The sequence below is a fragment of the Variovorax atrisoli 110B genome (genome assembly GCF_000382045.1).
GTDB classification, from domain to species: Bacteria; Pseudomonadota; Gammaproteobacteria; order Burkholderiales; family Burkholderiaceae_C; genus Variovorax; species Variovorax atrisoli.
The window spans coordinates 489,170-512,441 of record NZ_KB907452.1; the positions used below are offsets into that span (position 1 = coordinate 489,170).

A 23,272-nucleotide genomic window follows, 5' to 3' on the forward strand; every position below is an offset into this window, starting at 1 on the left:
GTGCGGCCTCCAACCCGCTTGCAGGGGGCTGCCGCGCTCGGCGCACCTGCTCGAAGAAGACACAGCCGCAAGGAAGCGCCATGCCGATAACGCTGGAAGACAAGCTCGTGGTCGCGATCTCCTCGCGCGCCCTGTTCAACCTCGAGGAAGAGAACAAGGTCTTCGAGGCGGGCGACAACGAGGGCTACATGAAGCTGCAGCTCGACCGCATCGACGTGCCGGCCGCGCCCGGCATCGCCTACTCGCTGATCCGCAAGCTGCTGCGCTTCAACGACGACGGCGTGCAGCGCGTGGAGGTGGTGATCCTCTCGCGCAACGACCCGGTCTCGGGCATGCGCATCTTCAGGTCGAGCGCCGCGGCAGACATCAAGCTGCAGCGCGGCGTGTTCACCCAGGGCCGACCGCCCTTCGGCTACCTGCGCCCGCTGCGCGCACACCTGTTCCTCTCGGTCAACGCGCAGGACGTGCGCGAGGCGCTCAACGCCGGCTTTCCGGCGGCGCGCGTGCTGGTCGAGTCGGTGAAGGCCAGCGACGCATGGCCGAACGAAGTGCGCATCGCCTTCGACGGCGACGCCGTGCTGTTCTCCGACGAGGCCGAGCGCGTGTTCCAGGCCCAGGGCCTCGACGCCTTCCAGGCCCACGAACTCAGCAAGGCCGACCTCCCCCTGCCCGAAGGCCCGTTCAAACCGCTGCTGGCCGCCCTGCACCGCCTGCAGATGGCCGGCAACGCGCAGATGCGCATCCGCACCGCGCTGGTCACCGCGCGCAGCGCCCCGGCGCACGAGCGCGCGATCCGCACGCTGATGAAGTGGAACATCCGCGTCGACGAGGCCATGTTCCTCGGCGGCCTGCCCAAGGGCGAGTTCCTGCGCGAGTTCGAGCCCGACTTCTTCTTCGACGACCAGACGGGGCACGTGGATGCAGCCTCGCGGCACGTGCCGGCGGGGCATGTGAGCAGCGGGATCAGCAACGAGTCCTGAACGGCGGCATCGCCTTGCGCTTGCCCGCGACCCGGGCCGCGGCAAGAATGCCGCCATGCTGATCCTCCGACACGCTGACATCCTCGTCACCATGGACGCCACCCGGCGCGAGATCGCCGATGGCGCCGTGGTGTTCGACGGCCCCGCGATCGCCTGGGCCGGCCCCACGGCCGAGTTGCCGATCGCATGCCTCGAAGCCCTGCGCGACGGCAAGGCCGAGGCCATCGACATGCGCGGCCACGTGGTGATGCCGGGCCTGGTCAACACGCACCACCACATGTACCAGAGCCTCACGCGCGCGGTGCCCGAGGCGCAGGACGCCGAGCTCTTCGGCTGGCTCACCAACCTGTACCTGCTGTGGGCCCGCCTCACGCCCGAGATGATCCGCGTGTCGACGCAGACCGCGATGGCCGAGCTGATGCTCTCGGGCTGCACCACCACCAGCGACCATCTCTACCTCTTTCCCAACGGCTCGCGGCTCGACGATTCGATCGAGGCGGCCGACGCGATGGGCATGCGCTTCCACGCGGCGCGCGGCAGCATGAGCGTGGGCCGCAGCGCCGGCGGCCTGCCGCCCGACGAAGTGGTCGAGACCGAGGAAGCGATCCTGCGCGACAGCGAGCGGCTCATCGGCCGCTGGCACGACGCCTCGCGGCATTCGATGCGCCGCATCGTGCTCGCGCCCTGCTCGCCTTTCTCGGTGTCGCGCGACCTGATGCGCCTGTCGGCCGAACTGGCGCGCGAGCGCGGTGTCTCGCTGCACACGCACCTGGCCGAGAACGACAACGACGTCGCCTACTCGCGCGAGAAGTTCGGCATGACGCCGGCCGAGTACGCCGAAGACCTGGGCTGGGTCGGCCGCGACGTGTGGCATGCGCACTGCGTGAAGCTCGACGAGGCCGGCATCGCGCTCTTCGGCCGCACCGGCACGGGCGTGGCGCACTGCCCGTGCTCCAACATGCGGCTGGCCTCGGGCATCGCGCCCATCGGTGCGATGCGCCGCGCAGGCGTGCCGGTGGGGCTGGGCGTGGACGGCAGCGCGTCGAACGATGGCGCGCACATGCTGGGCGAGGCGCGGCAGGCGCTGCTGCTGCAGCGCGTGGGCTATGGCCCGGCGGCGATGACGGCGCGCGAGGCGCTCGAGATCGCCACGCTCGGCGGCGCGCAGGTGCTGGGCCGCGACGACATCGGTGCGATCGCGCCCGGCATGTCGGCCGACATCGTGGCATTCGACATGCGCGGCGTCGCGCACGCCGGCGCGGGGCACGACCCGGTGGCGGCGCTCGTGTTCTGCACGCCGGCCTCGGTGTCGCTGAGCGTGATCGGCGGCGTGGTGCGCATCCGCGGCGGCGCATTCACCGGGCTCGAGCTGGCACCGCTGCTGGCGAGGCATCGCGAACTGGCGCGCACGCTGTACGACGCCGCACGCCACCCGCATACCGCCTGACGACGCGCTGACCAGGCGTTGCAGGGGACGCGCCTCGAAGTAGGCAGCAACCCTGATTGCCAACGCCCGAGCCCCTCCGCAGAATCCGCCCACCGAATCGAACGACCGTTCGATTCGGTGGCCGAGCCTTCCGTCGGCCTTCCCGAGATACACAACAACAGGGAACTCCCGATGAAGCGCAGAGACATCCTCAAATGGTCCGCCTCGGCGGGCGGCCTGGGCCTGCTGGCGGGCAAGGCTTCCACCGCCTCGGCCGCACTGCCGGTGCCCAGGCCCACGCTGCCGCAGAAGATCGACCCGATCAGCGCCACGCTGCGGCGGCTCGAACTGGTCGGGCGGCAGGCAACCTATGTCTGGACCGAATCGCACATCAACCTGGCCGGCGTGCCGATGGGCGCGGTGGTGCCCGCCACGGAACTGCCGGCGCTGGAGCACCAGCTGAAGACCACCGCGAAGGCACTGGAGGCCGTCACCAACTTCGCGGCTTCGTTCGCGACCAGCGCGCTGGCGTCCAGCAGCCTGCAGTCGCTCGACAACCTGCGCACGCGGCTCGCCAGCCTGCAGGCCAGCTTCGACCAGCTGCTGGCCGCCAACGGCGGACTGGCGACACTGCCCGCCGCAGTCTTGAGCACGCTCGAAACGCTCACGGGCACGGCGGGCGACATCGCCACGCAGCTCAAGCAGATCCACCACGACCTGCTCTCGCAGGGCCCGCTGGGCGCGTTGAACGGACCGAAGACGGTGGCGCAGTACGACGCGCTCTTCGTCACCATCGAGAAGCCGGCCATCGCGCAGCTGCTGCACGACAACGACCTGTTCGCTGCCATGCGCGTGGCCGGGCCCAACCCGATGCTGATCCAGCGCGCGACCACCCTGCCGGCCAAGTTCCCGCTGGGCGACGCGCAGTACCGGCAGGTGATGGGCTCGGGCGACAGCCTCGCCGACGCGGCCTCGTCGGGACGGCTCTACATCCTCGACTACGAAGGCCTGGGCGACATGGCGCCGGCCGGGGCGCAAGTCAAGCCGCTCACGGGCACGGGCTACATCCAGGCGCCCATCGCGCTGTTCGCGCGGCCGAAGGCCGGCCGCTCGCTGGTGCCGGTCGCCATCCAGTGCGGTCAGGACCCGGCCGCGAACCCGATCTTCCTGCGCGTGGACGACACGGCCAACGCCGAGGCCTACTGGGCCTGGCAGTCGGCCAAGACCGCGGTGCAGGTGGCCGACTTCAACTACCACGAGATGTTCGTGCACCTGGGCCGCACGCACCTGATGTCGGAAGCCTTCGCGATGGCCACGCAGCGCCAGTTGGCGACCGCGCATCCGCTGAGCCGGCTGCTGTCGCCGCATCTCGAAGGCGCGATGTTCATCAACGAGGCAGCCACGCTGATCATCATGGCGCCGCTGACCACCGGCGACGTGATCCTCGCCGCGCCCATCGAGACGCTGCAGCAGCAGTGCGGACGCGATCGGCTGGCCTACGACTTCTACGACCGCATGATGCTGCCCAACGACCTGCGCACGCGCGGCGTGGACGACACAGCGGCGCTGCCCGACTACCCCTACCGCGACGACGCCCTGCTGGTGTGGAACGCGATCGCGCAATGGGTGGGCGACTACGTGGCCACCTACTACCTGAGCGACGCCGACGTGACCGGCGACTACGAGCTCAAGGCCTGGGCCGCCGAGCTGGCCACCAGCGGCAAGGTGCACGGCTTCCGGGCCATCACCACGCGCGCGCAGCTCGTCGACGTGCTCACCGCCATCATCTTCAACGCCAGCGCGCAGCATGCGGCGGTGAACTTCCCGCAGTACGCGGTGATGACCTATGCGCCTTTCAGCGCAGGCGCCGAAGGCATCCCGGCGCCGGCGGGCAGCGCTGGCCAGAGCGAGGCGAGCTGGTCGCAGATGCTGCCTTCGCGGCTTGCGGCACAGGAGCAGATCCTGCTGTTCCACATCCTCGGCGGCGTGTACTACCGGCCGCTGGGCGAGTACAGGGACAACGTGTTCCCGCACCTGCCTGTGCTGCTGGACCCGGCCATCGCGGGCCAGGGCGGGCCGCTGGAGCGCTTCCGCAGTGCGCTCGCAGGCATCGAGGCGACCATCCGCCAGCGCAACGCCACGCGCGCGCGGCCCTACGAATACCTGCTGCCGAGCCGCATTCCGTCCAGCACGAACATCTGAGCGATCGTTCGCTCGTTCTTTCGATCGCTCAGCGGCGCATCGTGTCGAGCTGCGTGACCGGCGGGCTGTCGTTGCCCCAGGAGCCGCGCACGTAGGTGAGCACGGCCGCGACCTCGGCCGCGTCCAGCGTCTGGCCGAACGGCGGCATGCCGTAGGGGCGCGGGTTGCCCGAGGTCGACGGCAGGAAGCCCCCGTGCGCGATCACCTGGATCAGGTTGGTGGGCCGCGCCATGTTCACCGCGCGGTTGCCCGCCAGCGGCGGGTATGCGCCCGCCGCGCCCTGGCCCTGGTCGCCGTGGCAGTAGGCGCAGCGCTGGTCGTAGATCTTCGCGCCGCGCGCCATGGTGCCGGCGTCGCGGCGGATCGGGGCCTTTGCCGCGGCCGGAGCTTCGGCCCTGGGCGCGTCGGGCAGGTCCTTGAGATAGCTCGCCATCGCCGTGAGGTCGGCGTCGCTCAGGTACTGCGTGCTGCGGAACACCACGTCGGCCATCGGCCCCATCACCGAGCCCCGCGGTGCCACGCCGTTCTTCAGCAGCGACACCACCTCGGCCGCGGGCCAGTCGGCCACGCCCGCTTCGTGCGGATCGGTGAGCGAGGGCGCGTACCAGTTCTCGACGGCGATCAGGCCGCCCGAGAGCCCCAGCTTCGCCTCGGTCGCGCCGAGCGAATTGCGGCTGCCGTGGCAGGCGATGCAATGGCCCAGCCCGTTGACGAGGTAGGCGCCGCGGTTCCATTCGGCAGGCTTGCCCGCATCGGCCACGAAGGGTTCCGGCTTGAACGAGAGCGCGCGCCACACGGCCAGCGCGGCCTGCGTGTCGTAGGGAAAGCGCAGCCGGTGCTCGCGGTTGGGCAACGCCGAGGGCGGCACGCTGCGCAGGTAGGCGTAGATGGCGTCCGAGTCCTCGCGCGTCACCTGCGTGAAGCTGGGGTACGGAAACGCGGGGTACAGCAGGCGGCCGTCCTTGCTGCGCCCGTTGTGCATCGCGCGCCAGAAGTGCGCGCTGCTCCAGCTGCCGATGCCGGCCTTGTCGTCGGGCGTGAGGTTGCTCGAATAGACGGTGCCGAAGGGTGTCTCGATCGGCATCCCGCCCGCATAGGGCTCGCCGCCGCGCGTGGTGTGGCAGCCCGCGCAGTTGCCGGCCAGCGCGAGGTAGCGCCCGCGCTCGACGAGCTGCGGCGTGGACTGGAAGGCTTCCGCCTGCGCGGGCAGCGGGTCTTCGCCGCGCAGGTTCATCGCCACGATGGCGCCGGCGGCCGCGGCGCAGAGCACGATGAGCGCAAGCAGCAGCCAGCCGAGGTGTCGCAGTTTCATGGGCTCTGCTCCCTCACTTCGCGGGCATGCCGCCGCATTTCACCGGCAGCGGAGCGGGCAGCGCGGCTGCGGGCCTGGTGTCGGCGGGCATCGGCTGCACGGCGAGCCAGCTCGCGACGGCGTTGATGTCGGCAGTGCTCATGCGACGGCCGATGTCGGCCATGCAGTCGGGCGCCATCGCATGGCGCTCGTTGGTGAGCCACGCGCCGAGCTGCGACGACACGTAGAGCCGCGGCAGCCCCAGCAGCCCGGGGATGGCGGGCTGCACGCCCGTGAGCGCCGCCCCGTGGCATTGCACGCAGGCCGGAATGCCGCGCGCCGCATCGCCTTCGCGCACGAGCTGGCTGCCGCGCTGCAGCTGCTCGGGCGTCGCATCGCTGACCGGAGAGGCGGGCGGATAAGGCAGCTGCAGTCCGGCGAAGTATTCGGCCATCTCGCGCAGGTAGGCATCCGACAGGTGCTGCACCATGTAGGCCATGTCGGTGTTGAAGCGCCGGCCATCGCGGAAGCTCACCAGCTGGTTGAACAGGTAGCCGGCCGGCTTGCCCGCCAGGCGCGGAAAGTAGCCGGCGTTGGTGGTCGCGCCCTCGCGGCCGTGGCAGGCGATGCATGCAGCCACGCGCTGCTCGATGGTGTCGGGCACTGTCGCTGGAGGGGCGGGCGTGGCGGCGCCAGCCATGCCCTGCAAGACGAGCAGCAGCCCGAGCGCGATGAGCCTGAGCGCGTGCCTCATGTGCCGGCGGCGAGATGCGCCAGCGTGACGAGACCTGCGATCAGCAGCAGCACCATGACCAGCGCCACGCCGACGAGCGGCAGGATGCCGACCTGCGAGGTGCGCCTTTCGGCGTCGGCGCGGCGGCCGCCCAGCCCGATGAAACTCCAGAGAACGGCGCGCAGCGCGCGCAAGAGATTCGACATGAGGCCGAGTGTGGCCCAGTCCGGCCAGAAAAAACAGATGCAGATCCGCTCCAATTGACCGGTGCAGATGAAGTGCCCCGAAGAACGAATCCAGCAAAGAAGCTGATGGAAAAGGTGCGAAGCCCTGGCCGCCGACATCGAGGCCTCGATCCGCAACGACACCCTGAAGACCGGCGACCGCCTGCCCTCGGTGCGCCACACCGGCCAGAGCCGCGGCGTCAGCGCATCGACCGTGTTCGAGGCGCGCGGCCTGGTGCGGGCGCGCGACCGATCGGGCTACTACGTGACCGGCGGCGGCCTGCGAGACGCGCCGCCCGAATCCACCCTCACCTCGCGTCCCGCGGGCGGCCCAGGTCGCTCGACGTGAGCGACCAGGTGTTCGACATCCTCGAAGCCAGCATGTCGCGCAGGGTGGTGCCCTTCGGCTCGGCCTTTCCGAGCCCGCTGCTGTTTCCGCTGGCGCGGCTGGGACAGTTCATGGCCGCCAGCGCCAGGTCGCTCGACCCGTGGAGCACGGTGGACGACCTCACGCCCGGCAGCGCGGCGCTGCGGCGGCAGATCGCGCTGCGATACCTGGCAGACGGCATGCAGGTGCCGGCCGACGAGACGGCTGGACCTCGGCCGGCCGCTTCGCACGAAAGGTCGCGCGGCAGACACTGGCGATGCAGCAGGCCACCTTCGCGCAGGCCGTGGGGCACTACTTTCCGCAGGGCACGCGCGCGACGCGGCCGCTGGGCGGCTACTTCCTCTGGGTCGAATTACCGGCGGGTGCGAACGCGCTGGAGATCCACCGCAAGGCCCTGGAACTCGGCATCAGCGTCGCGCCGGGCCCGATCTTCTCGGCCACGCGCGCCTTCGGCAACTGCCTGCTGCTCAACTACGGCCATCCGTGGAACGAGGTCAGCGAGCAGGCAATGCGAACACTCGGCCGCCTGATCGCCGAAGCGTCCTGAACAGCAGGAAGCTTGCGATGCTCACGTTCAGCAGGTTCCAGGCGATGCCGTTGATGAAGGCCGCGTGGTAGCTGCCCGTGAGGTCGAACACCTTGCCCGACATCCATCCGCCCAGTGCCATGCCGAAGAGCGTGAACATCAGCACCGTTCCCACGCGGGCGCCTGCCTCCTTCGGCGGAAAGTGCTCGCGCACGATGATCGCGTAGGAAGGCACGATGCCGCCCTGGAAGAGGCCGAAGAGCGCCGAGATCACGTAAAGCGGCACCAGCCCGTCGAAGGGCAGGAACAGGAGCAGCGCCACGCACTGCAGCACGCCGCCCAGCAGCAGCGTGCGCAGCCCGCCGATGCGGTCGCAGATGGCGCCCGACACCAGCCGGCTCACGATGCCGAAGCCCAGCATCAGCGACAGCATGATCGCGCCCTGCGCCGGGCCGTAGCCCAGGTCACCGCAGTAGGCCACGATGTGCACCTGCGGCATCGCCATGGCCACGCAGCAGGCAACGCCGGCCACGCACAGCAGGCCCTGCGCGGTGCCGATGCTCAGGCCGAAGGGGCGTGTCATGTCGCGCGCCGCCGCCGCACCCGCTGCCGTGCCGGCCGGCGGCGCAACGGCCAGTGCCGGCGGCCGTGCGCGGAAGAACATCGCCAGCAGTGCCATCGTCACGCCGCAGAAGATGCCCATGCCGATGTAGGTCTGGCGCCAGCCGACGGTCTCCACGAAGTGCTGCGCGATCGGCGGCCACACCGCGCCCGCCAGGTAGTTGCCGCTGGCGCACACCGCCACCGCGATGCCGCGCCGCTTGACGAACCACAGCGAGGTGTCGGCCACCAGCGGCGCGAAGGCCACCGAGCTTCCGAGCAGCCCGACCAGCAGCGCCTGCGCGACGGTGAAGCCGACGATGCCGCCCGACAAGCCCGTGGCGATGTAGCCCGCACCCAGGAAGACCGCACCCATCAGCAGCGGCTTCATCACGCCGATGCGGTCGGCCAGCTTGCCCATCAGCACGCCGCCGAAGCCGAAGCCCAGCATCAGCAGCGTGTAGGGCAGCGATGCGTCGGCGCGCGCGATGCCGAACTCGGTTTCCACTGCCGGCAGCATCACCGACACCACGTACATGCCGCTGCTGCCCACCGTCATGATCAGCAGCGTGAGGCCCAGGCGGACCATGGCATAGCGTGAGTCGGGCTGGTGGATGGTTGTCTCGCTCGTTTTCATTTTTTTATCTCCGCGGCGAGGATACCCCGCGGTGCGAGAACGCGAGACGCGCGGAGAACCCGGCGGCCCTGCCGGCCACCTCCAGCAGCGCATCGGTTCAGTGCGAGGACGACACTGGTGCGACCAGATTCGCCGAAGCCTTGGGCACCGGCATGCCCGGCTTCGTCGGCTTGTCGTCGCACGCGGCCGCCAGCAGGCCGAGGCAGAAGAGAAGGACAAAGGCTGTGCTTCGCATGCAGGCCATGCTAGGCCTGCGCGGCGTTGCGTCAAGTCGGACGCTGCCGCTTTCCTCGCGACTCAGGCGGCTGTGGGAGCGGGCCGTTCGCCGGCCTGCAGGCGGCGCTCGATGTCTTCGAGCACCCGCGGCAGGTCGGCCACGCTGTCGATCACGTAGTGCGCGCCTGCGGCCTCGAGCTCGACGGTGGCGCGTGCGCGGCGCTCCTGCTGCTGCGCCTCGTCGAGCGCCTGCCACTCGGCCAGCGTGAGGCCGTTGGCATTGCCGCTGACCGCGAGGCCCACGGCCCAGGTGCCGGCGTTGAGGCCTTCCTGCAGGCCGACGCCCGTGTCGTCGACCTTCACCACGGTGTGCGGCGGCCACACGCCGAGATCGGAGAAGCAGCGGTACATCATGAGCGGCGACGGACGGCCTTCGGCGAGGTCGCCGGCGCACACGAGGTTGTCGGGCGAATAGCCGCCGGCCGCAGCGATGGGCACGACCACTTCCATGATCGGCCGGTTGTAGCCTGTGGTAGAGCCGATCTTCAGGCCCCGCTCGCGCGCCGCCTTCACCGCTTCGAGCGCACCGGGAATGAAGTCGGCATGGTCGCGCGCGCTGGCCGCGTTCATCGGCGTGAACACCTCGTAGAGCCGGTCGACGTCGGCGTCGCTGAAGGCGTGGCCGTGCTTCGCTTCCCACTGCGCGGCGATGCGCGGCAGCGTGCCCAGCGCCTTGATGTGGTCCCACTTGGCCATGCCCATCGGACCGCGCGCCTCGGCGATGGTGATGTCGATGCCGAACTGCTCGAACAGCTTCACGAAGGCGCCCATGGGTGCGCAGGAGCCGAAGTCGAGGATGGTGCCGGCCCAGTCGAAGACGACGGCCTTGAGTTGCGAATGGTTGTGGGCGTTCATGGCGGCGGAGGTGTGAGTGACGGGCTGAAAAGGTTGCGGCGGCCTGGAGGTCACCATGCATTGAAGACGTCGCGCGCGATGCCGAAACCGGTGCTCGCGCCGCTGCCGCTGGTGACCAGCACCAGCCGCGTCGCGTCGTCGGGCGCGTCGATCACGCAGGGCGTTGTCTTCGACGAAGGGTACACGCCGGTCCAGCGCTCGGCGATCTGCGCGGATTCGAGGTTCAGCGTGCTGCGCAGGTGGCGCAGGATGAGCTGGTCGACCTCCTCCATCGCGAAGGGTTCGGGCGCGTCGGCGTAGTGGTGCGAATCGCCCACGACCAGCGAGCCGTCGGCGCTCTGCACCACGATCAGGTGGATGCCGTGTGCGAGCGAGGCGGCCTCTTCCTGCTGCAGGCGCGCGCGCAGCGCAGCGGCTTCGGGCAGCGTGCTGTAGCCCTCGTAGCGCACGAGGCTCAGGTCCATCATCACCGAGCCCGGCAGGCGGAAGCCCGCCTCGGGCTTCACGCGCAGCATCTGCAGGCGGCACAGCGTGAGCTCGTGCGCGGCGATGCGATCGGCAAAAAGGCCGTGCAGGTCGGTGTTGGTGCAGACCACCACGCGCTCGGCGTGCAGCGTGCCGCGCGAGGTGCGCACGCGCGGCGTTTCCACCTCGTGCACGGTCTCGCCGAAGCGGAAGCTCACACCGTGCGCCTCGGCCAGCCATTTCGTGAGCAGGCCGATGGCGGTGCGCGATTCGACGCGCAGCTCGTGCGGGCTGAAGAGCACCGACCGCGCGTCGGCCAGGCTCAGCGCAGGCGCCCTGGCCTGTGCGTCGGCGGCGTCGAGCAATTCGCAGCCCTTGCCCATCGGCGTGCGCATGAAGGCCTCGAGCACGTCGTGCGCTTCCGGGCGATAGGCCGCAAGCCAGAGGTTGCGGTGCACGACCTCGATGCCGGCCTGCGGCGCGATCTCGTTCCACACGCCGCGCGCATGCATCGCACGACGCCACATGTCGCCCGGCGCCTGACCGGTGATGGTGATGAAGCCGAAATTGCGGATCGACGCGCCGATGGCGGCCGTATCGCGCTCGATCACGCAGACCTTGAGGCCGCGCTGCACGGCGGTGTAGGCATGGGCCAGGCCGACGATGCCGGCGCCGACCACGATGAGGTCGAAACTGTTCGGATTGCTTGCTTGCAAGGGGGCGCTTGTCAACGATGTCTCCAGGTCTGGGTGCGCTTGAGTGCCCAATGCCCCGCCAGCGCGAACAGGCCCCGGCCGACGGCGGCGGTGAGCATGATCAGCGAGGCCATGGCGGCGGCGGGCGCCACATCGCCGGCATCGTCCATGTTGAGCACGGCGATGGCCGCGAGCGTGGTCTGCGGCGAATAGAGGAACACGACGGCCGACACGGTGGTCATCGCGTTCACGAAGAAATAGCCGCCCACGTTGATCACGGTGGGCAGCGCCACCGGCAGGTGCACGCGCCACAGCGTGCGCCAGAACGGCACGCCCATCGATTCCGACACCAGCTCGTACTCCCGGTCGAGCTGGCGCAGCGCGGTGAGCGAGGTGAGGTGTGCCACCGAGAAGAAGTGCACCACCGTGCAAACCACGAGGATGGCCATGCTGCCGTAGATGCCGCGCAGCGGGTTCGAAGGCGAGATGAAGAAGAAGATGTAGCCCACGCCCAGCACCAGCCCCGGCACCGCCAGCGGCAGGTTGGCCAGCAGGTTGAGCAGCTCACGCAGCAGGCCGAAGTGACGGGGCTTCTCGACGAAGTAGGCAGAGACGAAGGTGGCGAGCGCGCCCGCCACCGCCGCGCACACGGCCATGCGCAGCGAGTTGAAGTAGCTGCCCCAGCCGCCGCCGTCCATGTTGCTGAAGTCGTAGTTCCTGAACGACGGCACGAGGTTGTAGGGCCAGTAGGTGGCGAGCGATGCGAACACCGCCATGCCGATCATCACGAGGATGGCGCCGGCCGTGAGCACGCAGAACGCCAGCAATGCGCGGTCGCGCGACTTCACGGGCTCGGGCCGATACGGCGTGGCGCGCGCCGACAGCGCCGCCGCCTGCCTGCTGCGCACATGGCGCTCGACGAGGAAGGACAGCACGGCCGGGATCAGCAGCACCAGGCCGACCACCGCGCCCATCTGGAAGTTCTGCTGGCCGACCACCTGCTTGTAGATGTCGGTGGCGAGCACGCCGGTCTGCCCGCCAACCACCTTCGGCACGCCGAAGTCGGTGACCACCAGCACGAACACCACCATCGCGGCCACGATGAGGCCGTAGCGCGACGAAGGCACCGTCACCGTGCGGAAGATGCGCCAGCGGGAGGCGCCCAGCGTCTGCGCGGCCTCGTAGAGCCGGCCGTCGGAGGTGGCCATGGCGGTGGTGAGGATCAGCAGCGCATGCGGCAGCGTCCAGAACACCGAGCCGAGCACGATCCCCAGCGGGCCGTAGATCGACACGTCGCCCAGCAGCCCCTTGAACAGGCCCTGGTTGCCGAACAGGTAGACCAGGCTGATCGCGGGCAGCAGCGAAGGCGCGAGCAGCGGCATCAGCGCCACCGCGCGCAGCACGCCCTTGGCCGGCATGCACGACAGCGTGAGTCCGTAGGCATAGACATAAGCGATGGCGGTGCAGATCACCGCGCTGATCGCCGCGAGCCCCACGCTGTTGAATGCCGACTGCACCAGCGCCGGGTTCTCGAAGTAGCGCGCGAAATTGGCAAGGCCGACGAAGGCTCCTTCGCGGTCGAAGAAACTCTGGCCGACCAGCGCGCCTACGGGCAGCGCGACGATCACGACCAGCAGCAGCACGACCAGCAGGACGGCGGCGCCGGTGATCCAGCGTTCGCGGTCGAACGCGCTTTTGTGCGTCGTTATCGGAGGCACCATGGCGATGGCGTCTGGGGAACTGCTCATGCTTGGTGTCCGGGGCGCGTGCCCAGGCCGCCGGGTACTCCCCTCCGCGAATGTCCCCCGGGCCTGCGGCCCTCCTCCTTTATTTCGCTGCGGGGAGCACCCGACACCCTTTGCACGTGGACGCAGCGCCTGAGCGGGCTGATGAACCGGTGCTCTGAGTGATCACGCCGATGGGGTGCCTTGCGCAGCGAAATGAAGGATGAGGCCGAAAGCCGGGGGACACTCGCGGAGCAAGGTACCCCGTCGGCGTGAGCGCGCTCTGAACGGCGAATGTCGAACACAACACAAGAGTCCAAACGACAGGCGCTCATCTCAACGCGCCAGCACAGACAGCGCATTCAACGGCAGCTGGATATGCACCATGCTGCTGGGCACCAGCGGCTCGTCGCCACCGCCGCGCGCGTCGGCGGGCAGCTCGGCTTCGATCTCGATGCCCAGCGGCTCGCAGGCCAGGCGGGCGGAGGTGCGGTTGCCGAAGAACTCGGTGTCGAGCAGCCGCGCCGCGAAGCTGTTGGCGCCGAGCTCGGTGCCGTAGCGCTTCACCACCACATGCTCGGGCCGGATGCCCACGGTGGCCTGCGCGCCGACGCTCAGGTTGCCAGGTGCGCAGAACAGCTCGCTGTCGCGCACACGCACCTTGCCATCGGCCAGCACGGTAGCGGGCAGCATGTTCATGCGGCCGACGAAGCCGGCCACGAAGCGGGTGCGCGGCTGCCGATAGAGCTCGTCGGGCGTGCCGGCCTGCTCGATGCGGCCGTCGTGCATGAGCACCACGCGGTCTGCCATCGAGAGGGCTTCCTCCTGGTCGTGCGTGACCATGATGGTGACGATGCCCAGGCGCTTCTGCAGCGCGCGGATCTCGCTGCGCAAGCTGGCGCGCACCTGCGCGTCGAGCGCGGAGAGCGGCTCGTCGAGCAGCAGCAGGCGCGGGTTGGGCGCGAGCGCGCGCGCCAGTGCCACGCGCTGCTGCTGGCCGCCCGAGAGCTGCACCGGGTACTTGTCGGCATGCGCGGCGAGCCCGACGAGGTCGAGCATCTCGCGCGAGCGTTTGGCCATCTCGCGGGCCAGCGCGCCCGTGGGGTGCAGGCCGTAGGCGATGTTCTGCGCGGCAGTGAGATTGGGAAACAGCGCGTACGACTGGAACACCACGCCGAAGCCGCGCGCCGCGGGCGGCAGGCCCGCGATGTCCTGGCCGCCGAGCAGTATCTGGCCGCTGTCGGCACGCTCGATGCCGCAGACGATGCGCAGCAGCGTCGTCTTGCCGCAGCCCGAGGGGCCGAGCAGGCACACGAACTCGCCGGGTTCGATGTCGAGGTCGATGCCTTCGAGCACGCGGGTGGTGCCGAAGGATTTCTGGATGCCGCGCAGGGACAGGAAGCTGGTCATTTCAAGGCTCAGGGCTGGGTCGGATGCGGGGCCGGACTGCCGTACGCGAGGGGCGCAAAGACTCCGCAAAGGTCGCGAAAGAAATCCATGACGGATGTCGTTCGCATCGTTCTCGCGTCCTTCACGCAACCTTCGCGAGTCGGCGTCCGGCGGCCCGCATTTCTCTTACATCGGCTTCTTTTCCGACTTCGATTCGTAGCGCTTGGACCACTCCGTCAGGATGCGCTCGCGGTTGGCGGCGGCCCAGTTGAAGTCGTTCTTGGCCAGCAGCTTCTCGACGTCGCCCGGCACGAATTCGAGCTTCTCCTGGACGCCCGGCAACGCGAGCACGGCGAAGTTCTTGGCGTAGAGCTCGTTGGCCTGCCTGGTCACGGCCCAGTCGGCCAGCGCCTTGGCGGCTTCCTGCTTCTTGCTGGTCTTCATGATGCCGGTGGCTTCCATGTCCCAGCCCAGGCCTTCCTTGGGCAGCACGATGTCGATGGGGGCGCCGTCGCGCTTGGTCTTGTTGGCGCGGTATTCGAAGGACATGCCCAGTGCGAATTCGCCGGCGCCGGCCTGGCGGCAGGGCTTGCTGCCCGACTGGCTGTAGATGCCGATGTTCTGGTGCAGCGCGTCCATGTACTTCCACGCCTTTTCTTCACCCATCATCTGGATCCAGCCCGACACCATCAGGTAGCCCGTGCCCGAGGCAGCCGGGTTGGGCATTGTGATCTGGCCCTTGTAGACCGGGTTGGTCAGGTCGGCCCAGCCGGCGGGCTTGGGCAGGTTCTTCTTCTGGGCTTCGGCGGTGTTGAAGCAGATGGCCGAGGACCAAACGTCCATGCCGACCCACTTGGGCGGGTTGGCCGGATCGCGCATGTTGGACTTGACGGCGTCCAGGCCCTTGGGCGCGTAGGGCTGGAGCATGCCTTCCTTGTCGAGCAGCATCAGCGAGGTGGCGGCCAGGCCCCAGACCACGTCGGCCTGCGGGTTGGCCTTCTCGGCCAGCAGCTTGGCGGTGACGATGCCGGTGGAGTCGCGCACGAACTTCAGTTCGATGCCCGGGTTCTCTTTTTCGAAGGCGGCCTTGTAGGCCTGGACCTGGTCGGCCTCGAGCGCGGTGTAGACCAGCAGTTCGGTACGGCCCTGGGCCGAGGCGGCGAAGGCCAGCGAGAGCACAGCGGCCGGCACGGCGGCCCAGCGGATGGAACGATGCAGCATTGGGGTGGTTCCTTGGGAGGGAAAAAGGATCGAGGCGGTGAAGGGAAGAAGGGACGCCGCGCGGAACCACGAACGGGAAAGCGAAAGTACGCAGGTTCCACTGGGCGACGAATGGGGGCGATGCTGGCAGCGGCATGTGACAGTGATTTGTCAGATGCCCCAAAAAACCCCAAATCCCCAAAATTGCGCTGGAGATCGACGAGCCGGAGCCGCCGTGCGGCGGCTTCGTCATCGGCCTGTCACCGCGGCGCGACAGACTCACGGACTTATTGCCCTTTGCTTTCGCGTCGCGCGCCGCACCCCACTTCCATGACCCTCGACCTCGCCGAGATCGCCCGCCTGTTCGCCGAACGCGGCGGAACCGCGTATGCGGGCGAGCCCGTGTCGCAGCTGGAACATGCGCTGCAATGCGCCTGGCTCGCAGAGCAGGCCGGCGCGAGCGATTCGCTGGTCACCGCGGCGCTGCTCCACGACCTGGGCCACCTGCTGATCGCCGAGCACCAGACGCTTTCGCACTCTCCCACCCAGCTGGGCATCGACGACCGCCACCAGTACATCGCCCTGCCCCTGCTGCGCGGCGCCTTCGACGCCGAGGTGCGCGAGCCGATCCGGCTGCACGTGGATGCCAAGCGCTACCTCTGCGCCGTCCGGCCCGACTATTTCTCCAGGCTGTCTCCCGATTCCGTGCGCAGCCTCGCGCTCCAGGGCGGCGTCATGGACGCCGAAGCGGCCCAGCGCTTCGCCGCGCACCCGTGGTCCGGCGACGCGGTACGGCTGCGGCAATGGGACGAGGAAGCGAAGGTCGAGGGGCTGCAGACCCCGCCGCTGGCCCACTTCCTGGCGACGGCCGCACGGGTGCTTCTGGGCTGACCGCCTCATTTTTTCGAGGCCACGCGCCGGCCTCGATCCGGGTTCGGGACGGGCTCGGGACGGGTTCAGCCCGGTTTAAGAAACATTTGTCTACGATGGTCTCCTCACTATGACCGGCGCGCGAGCGCCTGCGAGGAAAACCGAATGTCCCCATCAGTCACAGCTCGCGCTGGCTCGTTCATCCAGGTGCTGCGCCGTGTTTTCAGGCTTGCGGCGCCTTATTTCAAGTCGGAGGAGAAGTGGCGGGCGCGGGCCATGCTGGTCGCGATCGTCGCGCTCAATCTCTTCTATGTGTACGTGGCCGTGCTCGGCAACCAGTGGTACGGGCGCTTCTACGACGCGCTGCAGAACAAGGACGTGGTGGCCTTCTGGCGCGAGGTTCGGGTGTTCGGCTGGATCGCCTTCTTCAACATCGCGGTGCAGGTGCTCAAGTTCTACATCACGCAGCTGCTGCAGCTGCGCTGGCGCACATGGATGACGCGCAGCTACATGTCGCGCTGGATGGCGGACCGCACCTTCTACCACCTCGAACTCGCGCGCTACACGAACAAGAACGGCGCGGCGCCCGACAACCCCGACCAGCGCATCCAGGAAGACATGCAGCTCTTCACCAGCGCCACGATGACGCTGTCGATGGGCCTGCTGAACGCAGTGGTCACGCTGCTGAGCTTCATCGGGCTGCTCTGGACGCTGTCGGGCAACTTCTCGTTCACCGCGGGCGGCACGACCTACCAGATCGTCGGCGCGATGGTCTGGGTGGCGCTGGGGTATTCCATCTTTGGCACCGTCATCACGCATTTCATCGGCCGTCCGCTGATCGGGCTGAACTTCAGGCAGCAGCGCTACGAGGCCGATTTCCGGCACCACCTCGTGCGGGTGCGCGAGTACAGCGAGGCCATCGCGCTGGACCATGGCGAGAAGGTCGAGCGCGGCCAGCTCGACCTGCGCTTCGGTGACGTGCTGCGCAACTACCTGCTGCTGATCAAGCAGCAGAAGAACCTCGTCACCTTCACCTCGTTCTTCGGGCAGGCGGCGGTGATCTTTCCGTTCATCGTGGCGGCTCAGCAGTACTTCGGCGGCGCATTCCAGCTTGGTCACCTGATGCAGATCGGTTCCGCCTTCGGCAAGGTGCAGGAGTCGCTCAGCTGGTTCGTCGACAACTACAACAGCGTGGCCGAGTGGCGCGCCACCACCGACCGCCTGACCAGCTTCGACGACGGCATGGCGGCTCATGCCGCGCGCAGCGACGCCCTGGAGCGCGCGCCATCGCAGAGCCTGCACACCGACGACCTCGCCGTCGCCCTGCCCAACGGCACCCCGCTCCTCGCAGGCGCCGCGCTTTCCGTGAAGCCAGGCGACAGCGTGCTGCTCCAGGGCCCGTCGGGCAGCGGCAAGTCGACCCTCTTCCGCTCCTTCGCCGGCATCTGGCCCTTCTCGAAGGGCAAGCTGCAGGTGCCCGAGAACGTCGCGTTCATGCCGCAGCGCCCGTACGTGCCCGATGGCAGGCTGCGCGACGCGCTGACCTACCCCAATCCTGCCGCGAACTTCAGCGACGACCAGCTGCGCCAGGCGCTGGACGACGCCCTGCTGCCCGACCTGGTGGATCGCCTCGACGACAGCGACGCCTGGAGCCAGAAGCTCTCGGGCGGCGAGCAGCAGCGGCTGGCCATCGCGCGCGTGCTGCTGAAGAAACCGGCGTGGCTCTTCGCCGACGAGGTCACCAGCGCGCTCGACGCGCAGGCCGAGAGCGTGCTCTACAAGCGCCTTGCCGACACGGTGAAGGCGGCAGGCGGCGCGATGGTGTCGATCGCGCACCGCGCGGCGGTGGGCGACTTCCACAACCAGCGCTGGACGCTCGTGCCGCAGGAAGAAGGAAAGGACGGCGGCGCGCGCTACCGCCTGAGCACCTCCGGGGGTCAGCCCGCCGCGGCGTAGCGCTCCCAGCCCTTCCTGCGCAGATCGCAGGCGGGGCATTCGCCGCAGCCGTAGCCCCAGGCGTGGCGATGCTCGCGGTCGCCGAGGTAGCAGGTGTGGGTTTCTTCCACGATGAGGTCGACCAGCGGCTTGCCGCCCAGGCGGTGCGCCAGGCTCCAGGTCTCGGCCTTGTCGATCCACATGAGCGGCGTCTCGATGACGAGGCGGCGCTCCAGCCCGAGCGAGAGCGCGAGCTGCATCGCCTTCATGGTGTCGTCGCGGCAGTCGGGGTAGCCCGAGAAGTCGGTTTCGCAGACGCCGGTGACGATCACCTGCAGCCCGCGCCGGTAGGCCAGCGCCCCCGCGAGCGTGAGAAACAGCAGGTTGCGCCCCGGCACGAAGGTGTTGGGCAGTCCGTCGGCCTGCATGGCGAAGGCGACCTCTTCCGTGAGCGACGAACCACCCAGCTGCGCCAGCGCGGCGAGCGTGAGCACGTGGTCTTCACCCAGGCGAGGCGCCCAGTCGGGAAAGCGCTCGCGCATCTTCGCGAGGATGCTGCCGCGCACGTCGAGCTCGACGCGGTGGCGCTGCCCGTAGTCGAAGCCCAGGGTTTCGACGCGCTGGTACTTCGAGAGCGCATCGGCGAGGCAGGTGGTCGAGTCCTGGCCGCCGGAGAACAGGACGAGGGCGGTGGTGTGCAGAGGCATGTCCGTGGGCGGCGGTGCGTGCCGCCGCAATCCAAAGACGCGATTTTCCGTCAGCTTGGCGCAGCTGCCGGAATTCACCGCATCCGCTAGCCGATGCGCATGAAACGCCGAAGACATTCCGGGCATTTATTTCCGAGCGATCGGCGAACTTTCATTCGGCTTTCAACTCGTCACGGCCGGGTCATCTGACGTCTTTAGATTTCATCGCCAGAAATGGCGCACGCCCGGTGCGCCGGTCCAACAACCAACCGAGGGAATCATGACCCAACGCCTCATCGCCCCAGCACTGCTGGGCGTCTCTCTCCTGCTGTCCGCCTGTGGCGGCAGCAGCAACAACAACGGCATCGTGCTGCCGTTCATCCCGCCGCCCACCAACACCACAACGCCGCCGCCCGCAGCGCAGGCGCCGAAAAGCGTCCTGTTCTTCCTGGGCGACGGCATGGGCATCACCACCATGACCGCCGCGCGCATCTACAAGGTCGGCGAGGACGGCGACCTCACGATGGACACGCTGCCCGAGACGGCCTTCGTCCACACCTATTCGAACGACGCCCAGGTCACCGACAGCGCTCCTTCGATGTCGGCCTACATGACCGGCGTGAAGATGAACAACGAGGTCATCTCGATGAGCGCGGAGACCAAGGCGACCGACGGCTCGGGCAAGGCCTACCACGTCAACTTCGACAGCACCTGCCCCTCGGGCAACGGCCAGGCGGTGGAAACGCTGCTCGAGCAGAGCAAGGCCAGGGGCTACGCCACCGGCGTGGTCACCACCACCCGCATCACGCACGCCACGCCCGCGGCCACGTACTCGCACGTGTGCCACCGCGACGCCGAGAACACCATCGCCGCCGCGCTCGTGCCGGGCGGCGCCGGCTACAACGGCAAGCTGGGCGACGGGGTCGACGTGTTCTTCGGCGGCGGCACCGACTACTTCACCGCCAAGGAAGACGGCGGCAAGCGCAACGACAAGCGCAATCTCATCGCCGAGCTGAAGGCCGCGAAGTACAGCTTCGCCGCGAACAAGAGCGAGTTCGACAAGCTGCCGGCCGACGGCGCCACCAAGATCGCCGGCCTCTTCACCAAGAGCCACATGGCGTACGACCTCGACCGCGACGCCACCAAGGAGCCGAGCCTGGCCGAGATGACCGGCAAGGCCATCGACGCGCTGGCCGCGCGCAAGAAGGGCTTCTTCCTGATGGTGGAAGGCGGGCGCATCGACCACGCGCTGCACGCCACCAACGCACGCCGCGCGCTGCAGGACACGGGCGCCTTCGACGACGCCATCAAGCTCGCGCTCGACAGGATGCAGGCCATCGACCCTGGCCTGAAGAACACGCTGGTGGTGGTCACTGCCGACCACGACCACACGCTGCAGCTCAACGGCTACGCCGCGCGCACCGGCAAGACAGAGGCGGGCAAGCCCGGCGTGCTGGGCCTCGTGAAGGACTACGTCGACACCAGCAAGACCAGCAAGGACGTGGACGGCAACCCTTACACCATCATCGGCTTCGGCAACGGCCCGCGCCGCCTCGCCACGCGAGGCCCGATCTCCGACGCCGAGCTGGAAAGCAAGGACTACCGTCAGGAAGCCGTGGTGCCGATGGATGCGGCCAGCGACTCCGAAACACACGGCGGCGCCGACGTTTTCCTCGGTGCCCAGGGCCTGGGTGCCGACAACTTCTCCGGCGTGATCACCAACACCGACGTGTTCGGCCTCATCAAGAAGGCGGTCGGCCTGTGAAGGGCAGCGAGCGCTCATCGACGAACACCACCATGAACACGACGACCATGAACCGCATCACCCGCAACACCCGCCTGGCCGCCGCCCTCGTCTGCGCTGCTGCCGGCACCCTGGCCGGCAGCGCCCACGCCGCCGGCGAAGCCAGGAACGTCATCTTCTTCCTCGGCGACGGCATGGGCCCCGTCACCGTGACGGCCGCGCGCATCTACAAGGGCGAGAAGCAGCTTGCCGCCCAGCCCGGATCGCTGGTGAGCCCCGAGCGCGCCAACCTCGTCATGCAGTCGCTGCCCTACGCCGCGCGCGTGAAGACCTTCTCGCTCGACGGCCAGACCACCGACAGCGCGCCCTCCATGGCCGCGTACATGACCGGCGTGAAGATGCGCAACGAAGTCATCTCGATGTCCAGCGACACCACCGCAGTCGACGGCACCGGCAAGCAGTACATCAACGGCGAGGACACCACCTGCCCGCCCACCAACGGCAAGGCCGTCGACACGCTGCTCGAACTCGCCAAGGCCAAGGGCCGTTCGGTGGGTGCCGTGTCGACCACGCGCGTGGGCCACGCCACGCCGGCCACCACCTACTCGCACATCTGCAACCGCAACGGCTACAACACCATCGCCGAGCAGAGCGTGCCGGGCCACGCCAACTACAACCCCAAGCTGCTCGACGGCGTGGACGTGCTCCTGGGCGGCGGCCAGCGCAACTACCTGCCGGTGGCGACCAACCCCGGCAGCAAGCGCACCGACGGCGTCGACCTGGTGGCCGCGATGAAGGCCAAGGGCTACACCTACGTCGACACCGGCACCAAGCTCAAGGCCATCGACACGGCCGCCACCGGCAAGCTGCTGGGCCTGTTCTCCCAGAGCGAGATGGCCTACGAGCTCGACCGCGTGAAGCAGAGCCTCGACCAGCCCAGCCTCTCGGAGATGACCGAGAAGGCCCTCGGCGTGCTCAGCAAGAACGACAAGGGCTTCTTCCTGATGGTGGAAGGCGGCCGCATCGACCACGCGCTGCACGGCACCAACGCCAAGCGCGCGCTGGAAGACACGCTGGCCTTCGACACCGCCATCCAGACTGCGCTCGACTTCATGAACAAGAAGGACCCCGGCCTGAAGAACACGCTGGTGGTGGTCACCGCCGACCACGATCACGCGATCGCCTTCAACGGCTATCCGAAGATCGGCAATCCGATCCTGGGCAAGGTCAACGGCTATGCCGACGGGAAGCTCGCGAAGGCGGCGGACGGCAACCCCTACACCACGCTGGTGTTCGGCAACGGCGGCCGCCCCAACGCGACGGGTTCCAGCCAGGTGAACGCGGAAGACGGCAACAAGCCGTGGATCGCCCCGGCGCGCGCAGCCTCGCGCGACGACCAGACCGCGATGGACACCACCGACGACAACTTCCTGCAGGAAGTCGGCATCAACCTCGGTTCGCCCGGCGCCGAAACTCACGGCGGCGGCGACGTGATGCTGTTCGCGGGCGGCGCGGGCTCGAAGATCTTCAAGGGCACGATGGAGAACATCAAGGTGTTCAACAAGGTCAAGGAAGCGGCCGGGCTGTGAGCAAATCCGTGGCACTGAAAACGCTGCTGGCAGCGACGGCCTTCGGGGCCTTCGCGGCCCTTCCGCCGGCAGCCACCGCCGCAGGCGATGCCGAGGCGCCCGATCAGAACCTGCGCATCCAGCACCATGTGATGACGATCGGCAAGGACGGCGTGCAGCGCGAGAGCCGCTACGCCGACCTGATGTTCCGCCGCGCCGGCACGGTGTGGATCGAGCGCGAGCTGCCGCCCGCGCTGCGCGCCGACCACGACCACGAGGCCACCGAAGGCAAGGTGCACATCGGCCACTCGCACGCCGACAACACGGCCGCGCCGCTGTGGCTGAGCCGCGACCAGGCCGGCAAGGTGCAGGTCAACATGGTGCTGCGCCAGCAGCGCAAGCTGATCGAGGTCGACAAGGCGAACTACGGCAACGTGGGCTACGGCGGCTCGTGGGCGAACGCCTACTGGCTCGTCGACCCGGCCAGCCTGCCGCGCATGAAGCCGCTGGGTGCCGCGGGCAAGGGCGTGCAGCGCTACGAGCTGCAGCAGGGCGAGAGCACGCTGCGCATCGAGTGGGACACGGTCGGCCGCTACGCGCGCAAGATCGAACAGCGCAACGAGCACGGCACCTCGCTCAACGTGATGACCGCATCGTCCATTCCCGCGCCGAAGACGCTGCCCTGGAAGGCCGCCGACTCCTACGAGCGCGGCGAATATTCCGACCTGCTCGACTGACCCGGTCCACCCCGAGGCGTCGCGCACTTCGTGTCGCTACGCCGCCCCCTTCCGGGGGCAACACCTGCGGCCCGGCGGAGCCGGTACCGCGGTGTTTCACGAAAGGGCCTTCGGGCCCTTT

At 68.6% G+C, this 23,272-nt stretch carries 18 protein-coding genes and 1 pseudogene; 9 read left to right on the top strand and 10 right to left on the bottom strand.

Going from position 1 to position 23,272, the window contains the following annotated elements:
* Positions 1-80: 80 nt before the first annotated feature.
* The 3 genes from G369_RS0113350 to G369_RS0113360 all read left to right on the top strand — a co-directional run bounded on the left by G369_RS0113350 (position 81) and on the right by G369_RS0113360 (position 4,608).
* Positions 81-980, top strand: a complete 900-nt coding sequence (locus tag G369_RS0113350) for a 5'-nucleotidase (protein ID WP_019654508.1) — start codon at positions 81-83, stop codon at positions 978-980.
* A gap of 55 nt (positions 981-1,035) precedes the next feature.
* The gene (locus tag G369_RS0113355; protein WP_019654509.1) at positions 1,036-2,427 is read left to right on the top strand and encodes an 8-oxoguanine deaminase; all 1,392 of its coding nucleotides are present in this window, start codon (positions 1,036-1,038) and stop codon (positions 2,425-2,427) included.
* Positions 2,428-2,598: 171 nt separating this feature from the next.
* Positions 2,599-4,608 carry a lipoxygenase family protein gene (locus tag G369_RS0113360; protein WP_019654510.1) on the top strand — a complete coding sequence of 670 codons (2,010 nt, stop codon included), beginning with the start codon at positions 2,599-2,601 and terminating at the stop codon, positions 4,606-4,608.
* A 28-nt stretch (positions 4,609-4,636) separates the two neighbouring features.
* Here the strand turns inward: G369_RS0113360 and G369_RS0113365 are convergent, their stop codons facing one another.
* Genes G369_RS0113365 through G369_RS39410 form a run of 3 tightly spaced genes read right to left on the bottom strand, consistent with a single transcriptional unit; the run spans position 4,637 to position 7,000 of the window.
* Positions 4,637-5,920: a c-type cytochrome gene (locus G369_RS0113365; protein ID WP_019654511.1), complete on the bottom strand. Its 1,284-nt coding sequence runs from the start codon at positions 5,918-5,920 to the stop codon at positions 4,637-4,639.
* A gap of 13 nt (positions 5,921-5,933) precedes the next feature.
* Positions 5,934-6,653, bottom strand: a complete 720-nt coding sequence (locus G369_RS0113370) for a c-type cytochrome (RefSeq protein ID WP_019654512.1) — start codon at positions 6,651-6,653, stop codon at positions 5,934-5,936.
* Complete coding sequence (locus G369_RS39410) at positions 6,650-7,000, bottom strand: DUF2970 domain-containing protein (RefSeq protein ID WP_244164314.1); 351 nt, start codon at positions 6,998-7,000, stop codon at positions 6,650-6,652. The genes G369_RS0113370 and G369_RS39410 overlap by 4 nt, the downstream gene beginning before the upstream one ends.
* On the opposite strand from G369_RS39410, the pseudogene G369_RS35775 reads away from it, so the two are divergent.
* Positions 6,963-7,791 (top strand): annotated as a pseudogene (locus tag G369_RS35775) (aminotransferase-like domain-containing protein). The gene G369_RS39410 and the pseudogene G369_RS35775 sit on opposite strands and share 38 nt — an antisense overlap.
* Here G369_RS35775 and G369_RS0113395 read toward each other — a convergent pair.
* The 6 genes from G369_RS0113395 to G369_RS0113425 all read right to left on the bottom strand — a co-directional run bounded on the left by G369_RS0113395 (position 7,739) and on the right by G369_RS0113425 (position 15,632).
* A complete protein-coding gene (locus tag G369_RS0113395; protein WP_019654514.1) occupies positions 7,739-9,007 on the bottom strand; it encodes an MFS transporter in 1,269 nt (422 codons plus the stop codon). The pseudogene G369_RS35775 and the gene G369_RS0113395 overlap by 53 nt on opposite strands.
* Positions 9,008-9,304: 297 nt before the next feature.
* On the bottom strand, positions 9,305-10,138 hold the full coding sequence (phnX, locus tag G369_RS0113405) for a phosphonoacetaldehyde hydrolase (protein ID WP_019654516.1): 834 nt from the start codon (positions 10,136-10,138) through the stop codon (positions 9,305-9,307).
* Between the two features lie 50 nt (positions 10,139-10,188).
* Positions 10,189-11,319: a TIGR03364 family FAD-dependent oxidoreductase gene (locus tag G369_RS0113410; protein WP_019654517.1), complete on the bottom strand. Its 1,131-nt coding sequence runs from the start codon at positions 11,317-11,319 to the stop codon at positions 10,189-10,191.
* An 11-nt stretch (positions 11,320-11,330) separates the two neighbouring features.
* Entirely contained in the window at positions 11,331-13,046 is a 1,716-nt protein-coding gene (locus G369_RS0113415) for a putative 2-aminoethylphosphonate ABC transporter permease subunit (protein ID WP_019654518.1), read from the bottom strand.
* Between the two features lie 312 nt (positions 13,047-13,358).
* Positions 13,359-14,432: an ABC transporter ATP-binding protein gene (locus G369_RS0113420; protein ID WP_019654519.1), complete on the bottom strand. Its 1,074-nt coding sequence runs from the start codon at positions 14,430-14,432 to the stop codon at positions 13,359-13,361.
* A 165-nt stretch (positions 14,433-14,597) separates the two neighbouring features.
* Positions 14,598-15,632: a putative 2-aminoethylphosphonate ABC transporter substrate-binding protein gene (locus G369_RS0113425; RefSeq protein ID WP_019654520.1), complete on the bottom strand. Its 1,035-nt coding sequence runs from the start codon at positions 15,630-15,632 to the stop codon at positions 14,598-14,600.
* 309 nt (positions 15,633-15,941) lie between these two features.
* Between G369_RS0113425 and G369_RS0113430 the strand changes: the two genes are divergently transcribed.
* Both G369_RS0113430 and G369_RS0113435 read left to right on the top strand, forming a co-directional pair.
* Complete coding sequence (locus G369_RS0113430) at positions 15,942-16,502, top strand: phosphonate degradation HD-domain oxygenase (RefSeq protein ID WP_019654521.1); 561 nt, start codon at positions 15,942-15,944, stop codon at positions 16,500-16,502.
* A gap of 144 nt (positions 16,503-16,646) precedes the next feature.
* On the top strand, positions 16,647-18,437 hold the full coding sequence (locus G369_RS0113435) for an ABC transporter ATP-binding protein/permease (protein ID WP_019654522.1): 1,791 nt from the start codon (positions 16,647-16,649) through the stop codon (positions 18,435-18,437).
* Here the strand turns inward: G369_RS0113435 and queC are convergent.
* Positions 18,419-19,123: a 7-cyano-7-deazaguanine synthase QueC gene (gene queC / locus G369_RS0113440; RefSeq protein WP_019654523.1), complete on the bottom strand. Its 705-nt coding sequence runs from the start codon at positions 19,121-19,123 to the stop codon at positions 18,419-18,421. The genes G369_RS0113435 and queC overlap by 19 nt on opposite strands.
* Before the next feature lie 259 nt (positions 19,124-19,382).
* On the opposite strand from queC, the gene G369_RS0113445 reads away from it, so the two are divergent.
* The 3 genes from G369_RS0113445 to G369_RS0113455 are packed head-to-tail and all read left to right on the top strand — an operon-like array spanning position 19,383 to position 23,151.
* Complete coding sequence (locus G369_RS0113445; RefSeq protein WP_019654524.1) at positions 19,383-20,867, top strand: alkaline phosphatase; 1,485 nt, start codon at positions 19,383-19,385, stop codon at positions 20,865-20,867.
* A 32-nt stretch (positions 20,868-20,899) separates the two neighbouring features.
* A complete protein-coding gene (locus tag G369_RS0113450; RefSeq protein WP_026346360.1) occupies positions 20,900-22,435 on the top strand; it encodes an alkaline phosphatase in 1,536 nt (511 codons plus the stop codon).
* Positions 22,432-23,151 (top strand): hypothetical protein, encoded by a 720-nt coding sequence (locus G369_RS0113455; protein WP_019654526.1) that lies wholly within the window; start codon positions 22,432-22,434, stop codon positions 23,149-23,151. The genes G369_RS0113450 and G369_RS0113455 overlap by 4 nt, the downstream gene beginning before the upstream one ends.
* Positions 23,152-23,272 lie beyond the last annotated feature (121 nt).

Coding starts and splice junctions, on each gene's coding strand:
- G369_RS0113350 (WP_019654508.1), top strand. CDS start 81: ATGCCGATAACGCTGGAAGACAAGCTCGTGGTCGCGATCTCCTCGCGC.
- G369_RS0113355 (WP_019654509.1), top strand. CDS start 1,036: ATGCTGATCCTCCGACACGCTGACATCCTCGTCACCATGGACGCCACC.
- G369_RS0113360 (WP_019654510.1), top strand. CDS start 2,599: ATGAAGCGCAGAGACATCCTCAAATGGTCCGCCTCGGCGGGCGGCCTG.
- G369_RS0113365 (WP_019654511.1), bottom strand. CDS start 5,920: ATGAAACTGCGACACCTCGGCTGGCTGCTGCTTGCGCTCATCGTGCTC.
- G369_RS0113370 (WP_019654512.1), bottom strand. CDS start 6,653: ATGAGGCACGCGCTCAGGCTCATCGCGCTCGGGCTGCTGCTCGTCTTG.
- G369_RS0113395 (WP_019654514.1), bottom strand. CDS start 9,007: ATGAAAACGAGCGAGACAACCATCCACCAGCCCGACTCACGCTATGCC.
- phnX (WP_019654516.1), bottom strand. CDS start 10,138: ATGAACGCCCACAACCATTCGCAACTCAAGGCCGTCGTCTTCGACTGG.
- G369_RS0113415 (WP_019654518.1), bottom strand. CDS start 13,046: ATGAGCAGTTCCCCAGACGCCATCGCCATGGTGCCTCCGATAACGACG.
- G369_RS0113420 (WP_019654519.1), bottom strand. CDS start 14,432: ATGACCAGCTTCCTGTCCCTGCGCGGCATCCAGAAATCCTTCGGCACC.
- G369_RS0113425 (WP_019654520.1), bottom strand. CDS start 15,632: ATGCTGCATCGTTCCATCCGCTGGGCCGCCGTGCCGGCCGCTGTGCTC.
- G369_RS0113430 (WP_019654521.1), top strand. CDS start 15,942: ATGACCCTCGACCTCGCCGAGATCGCCCGCCTGTTCGCCGAACGCGGC.
- G369_RS0113435 (WP_019654522.1), top strand. CDS start 16,647: ATGTCCCCATCAGTCACAGCTCGCGCTGGCTCGTTCATCCAGGTGCTG.
- queC (WP_019654523.1), bottom strand. CDS start 19,123: ATGCCTCTGCACACCACCGCCCTCGTCCTGTTCTCCGGCGGCCAGGAC.
- G369_RS0113445 (WP_019654524.1), top strand. CDS start 19,383: ATGACCCAACGCCTCATCGCCCCAGCACTGCTGGGCGTCTCTCTCCTG.
- G369_RS0113450 (WP_026346360.1), top strand. CDS start 20,900: ATGAACACGACGACCATGAACCGCATCACCCGCAACACCCGCCTGGCC.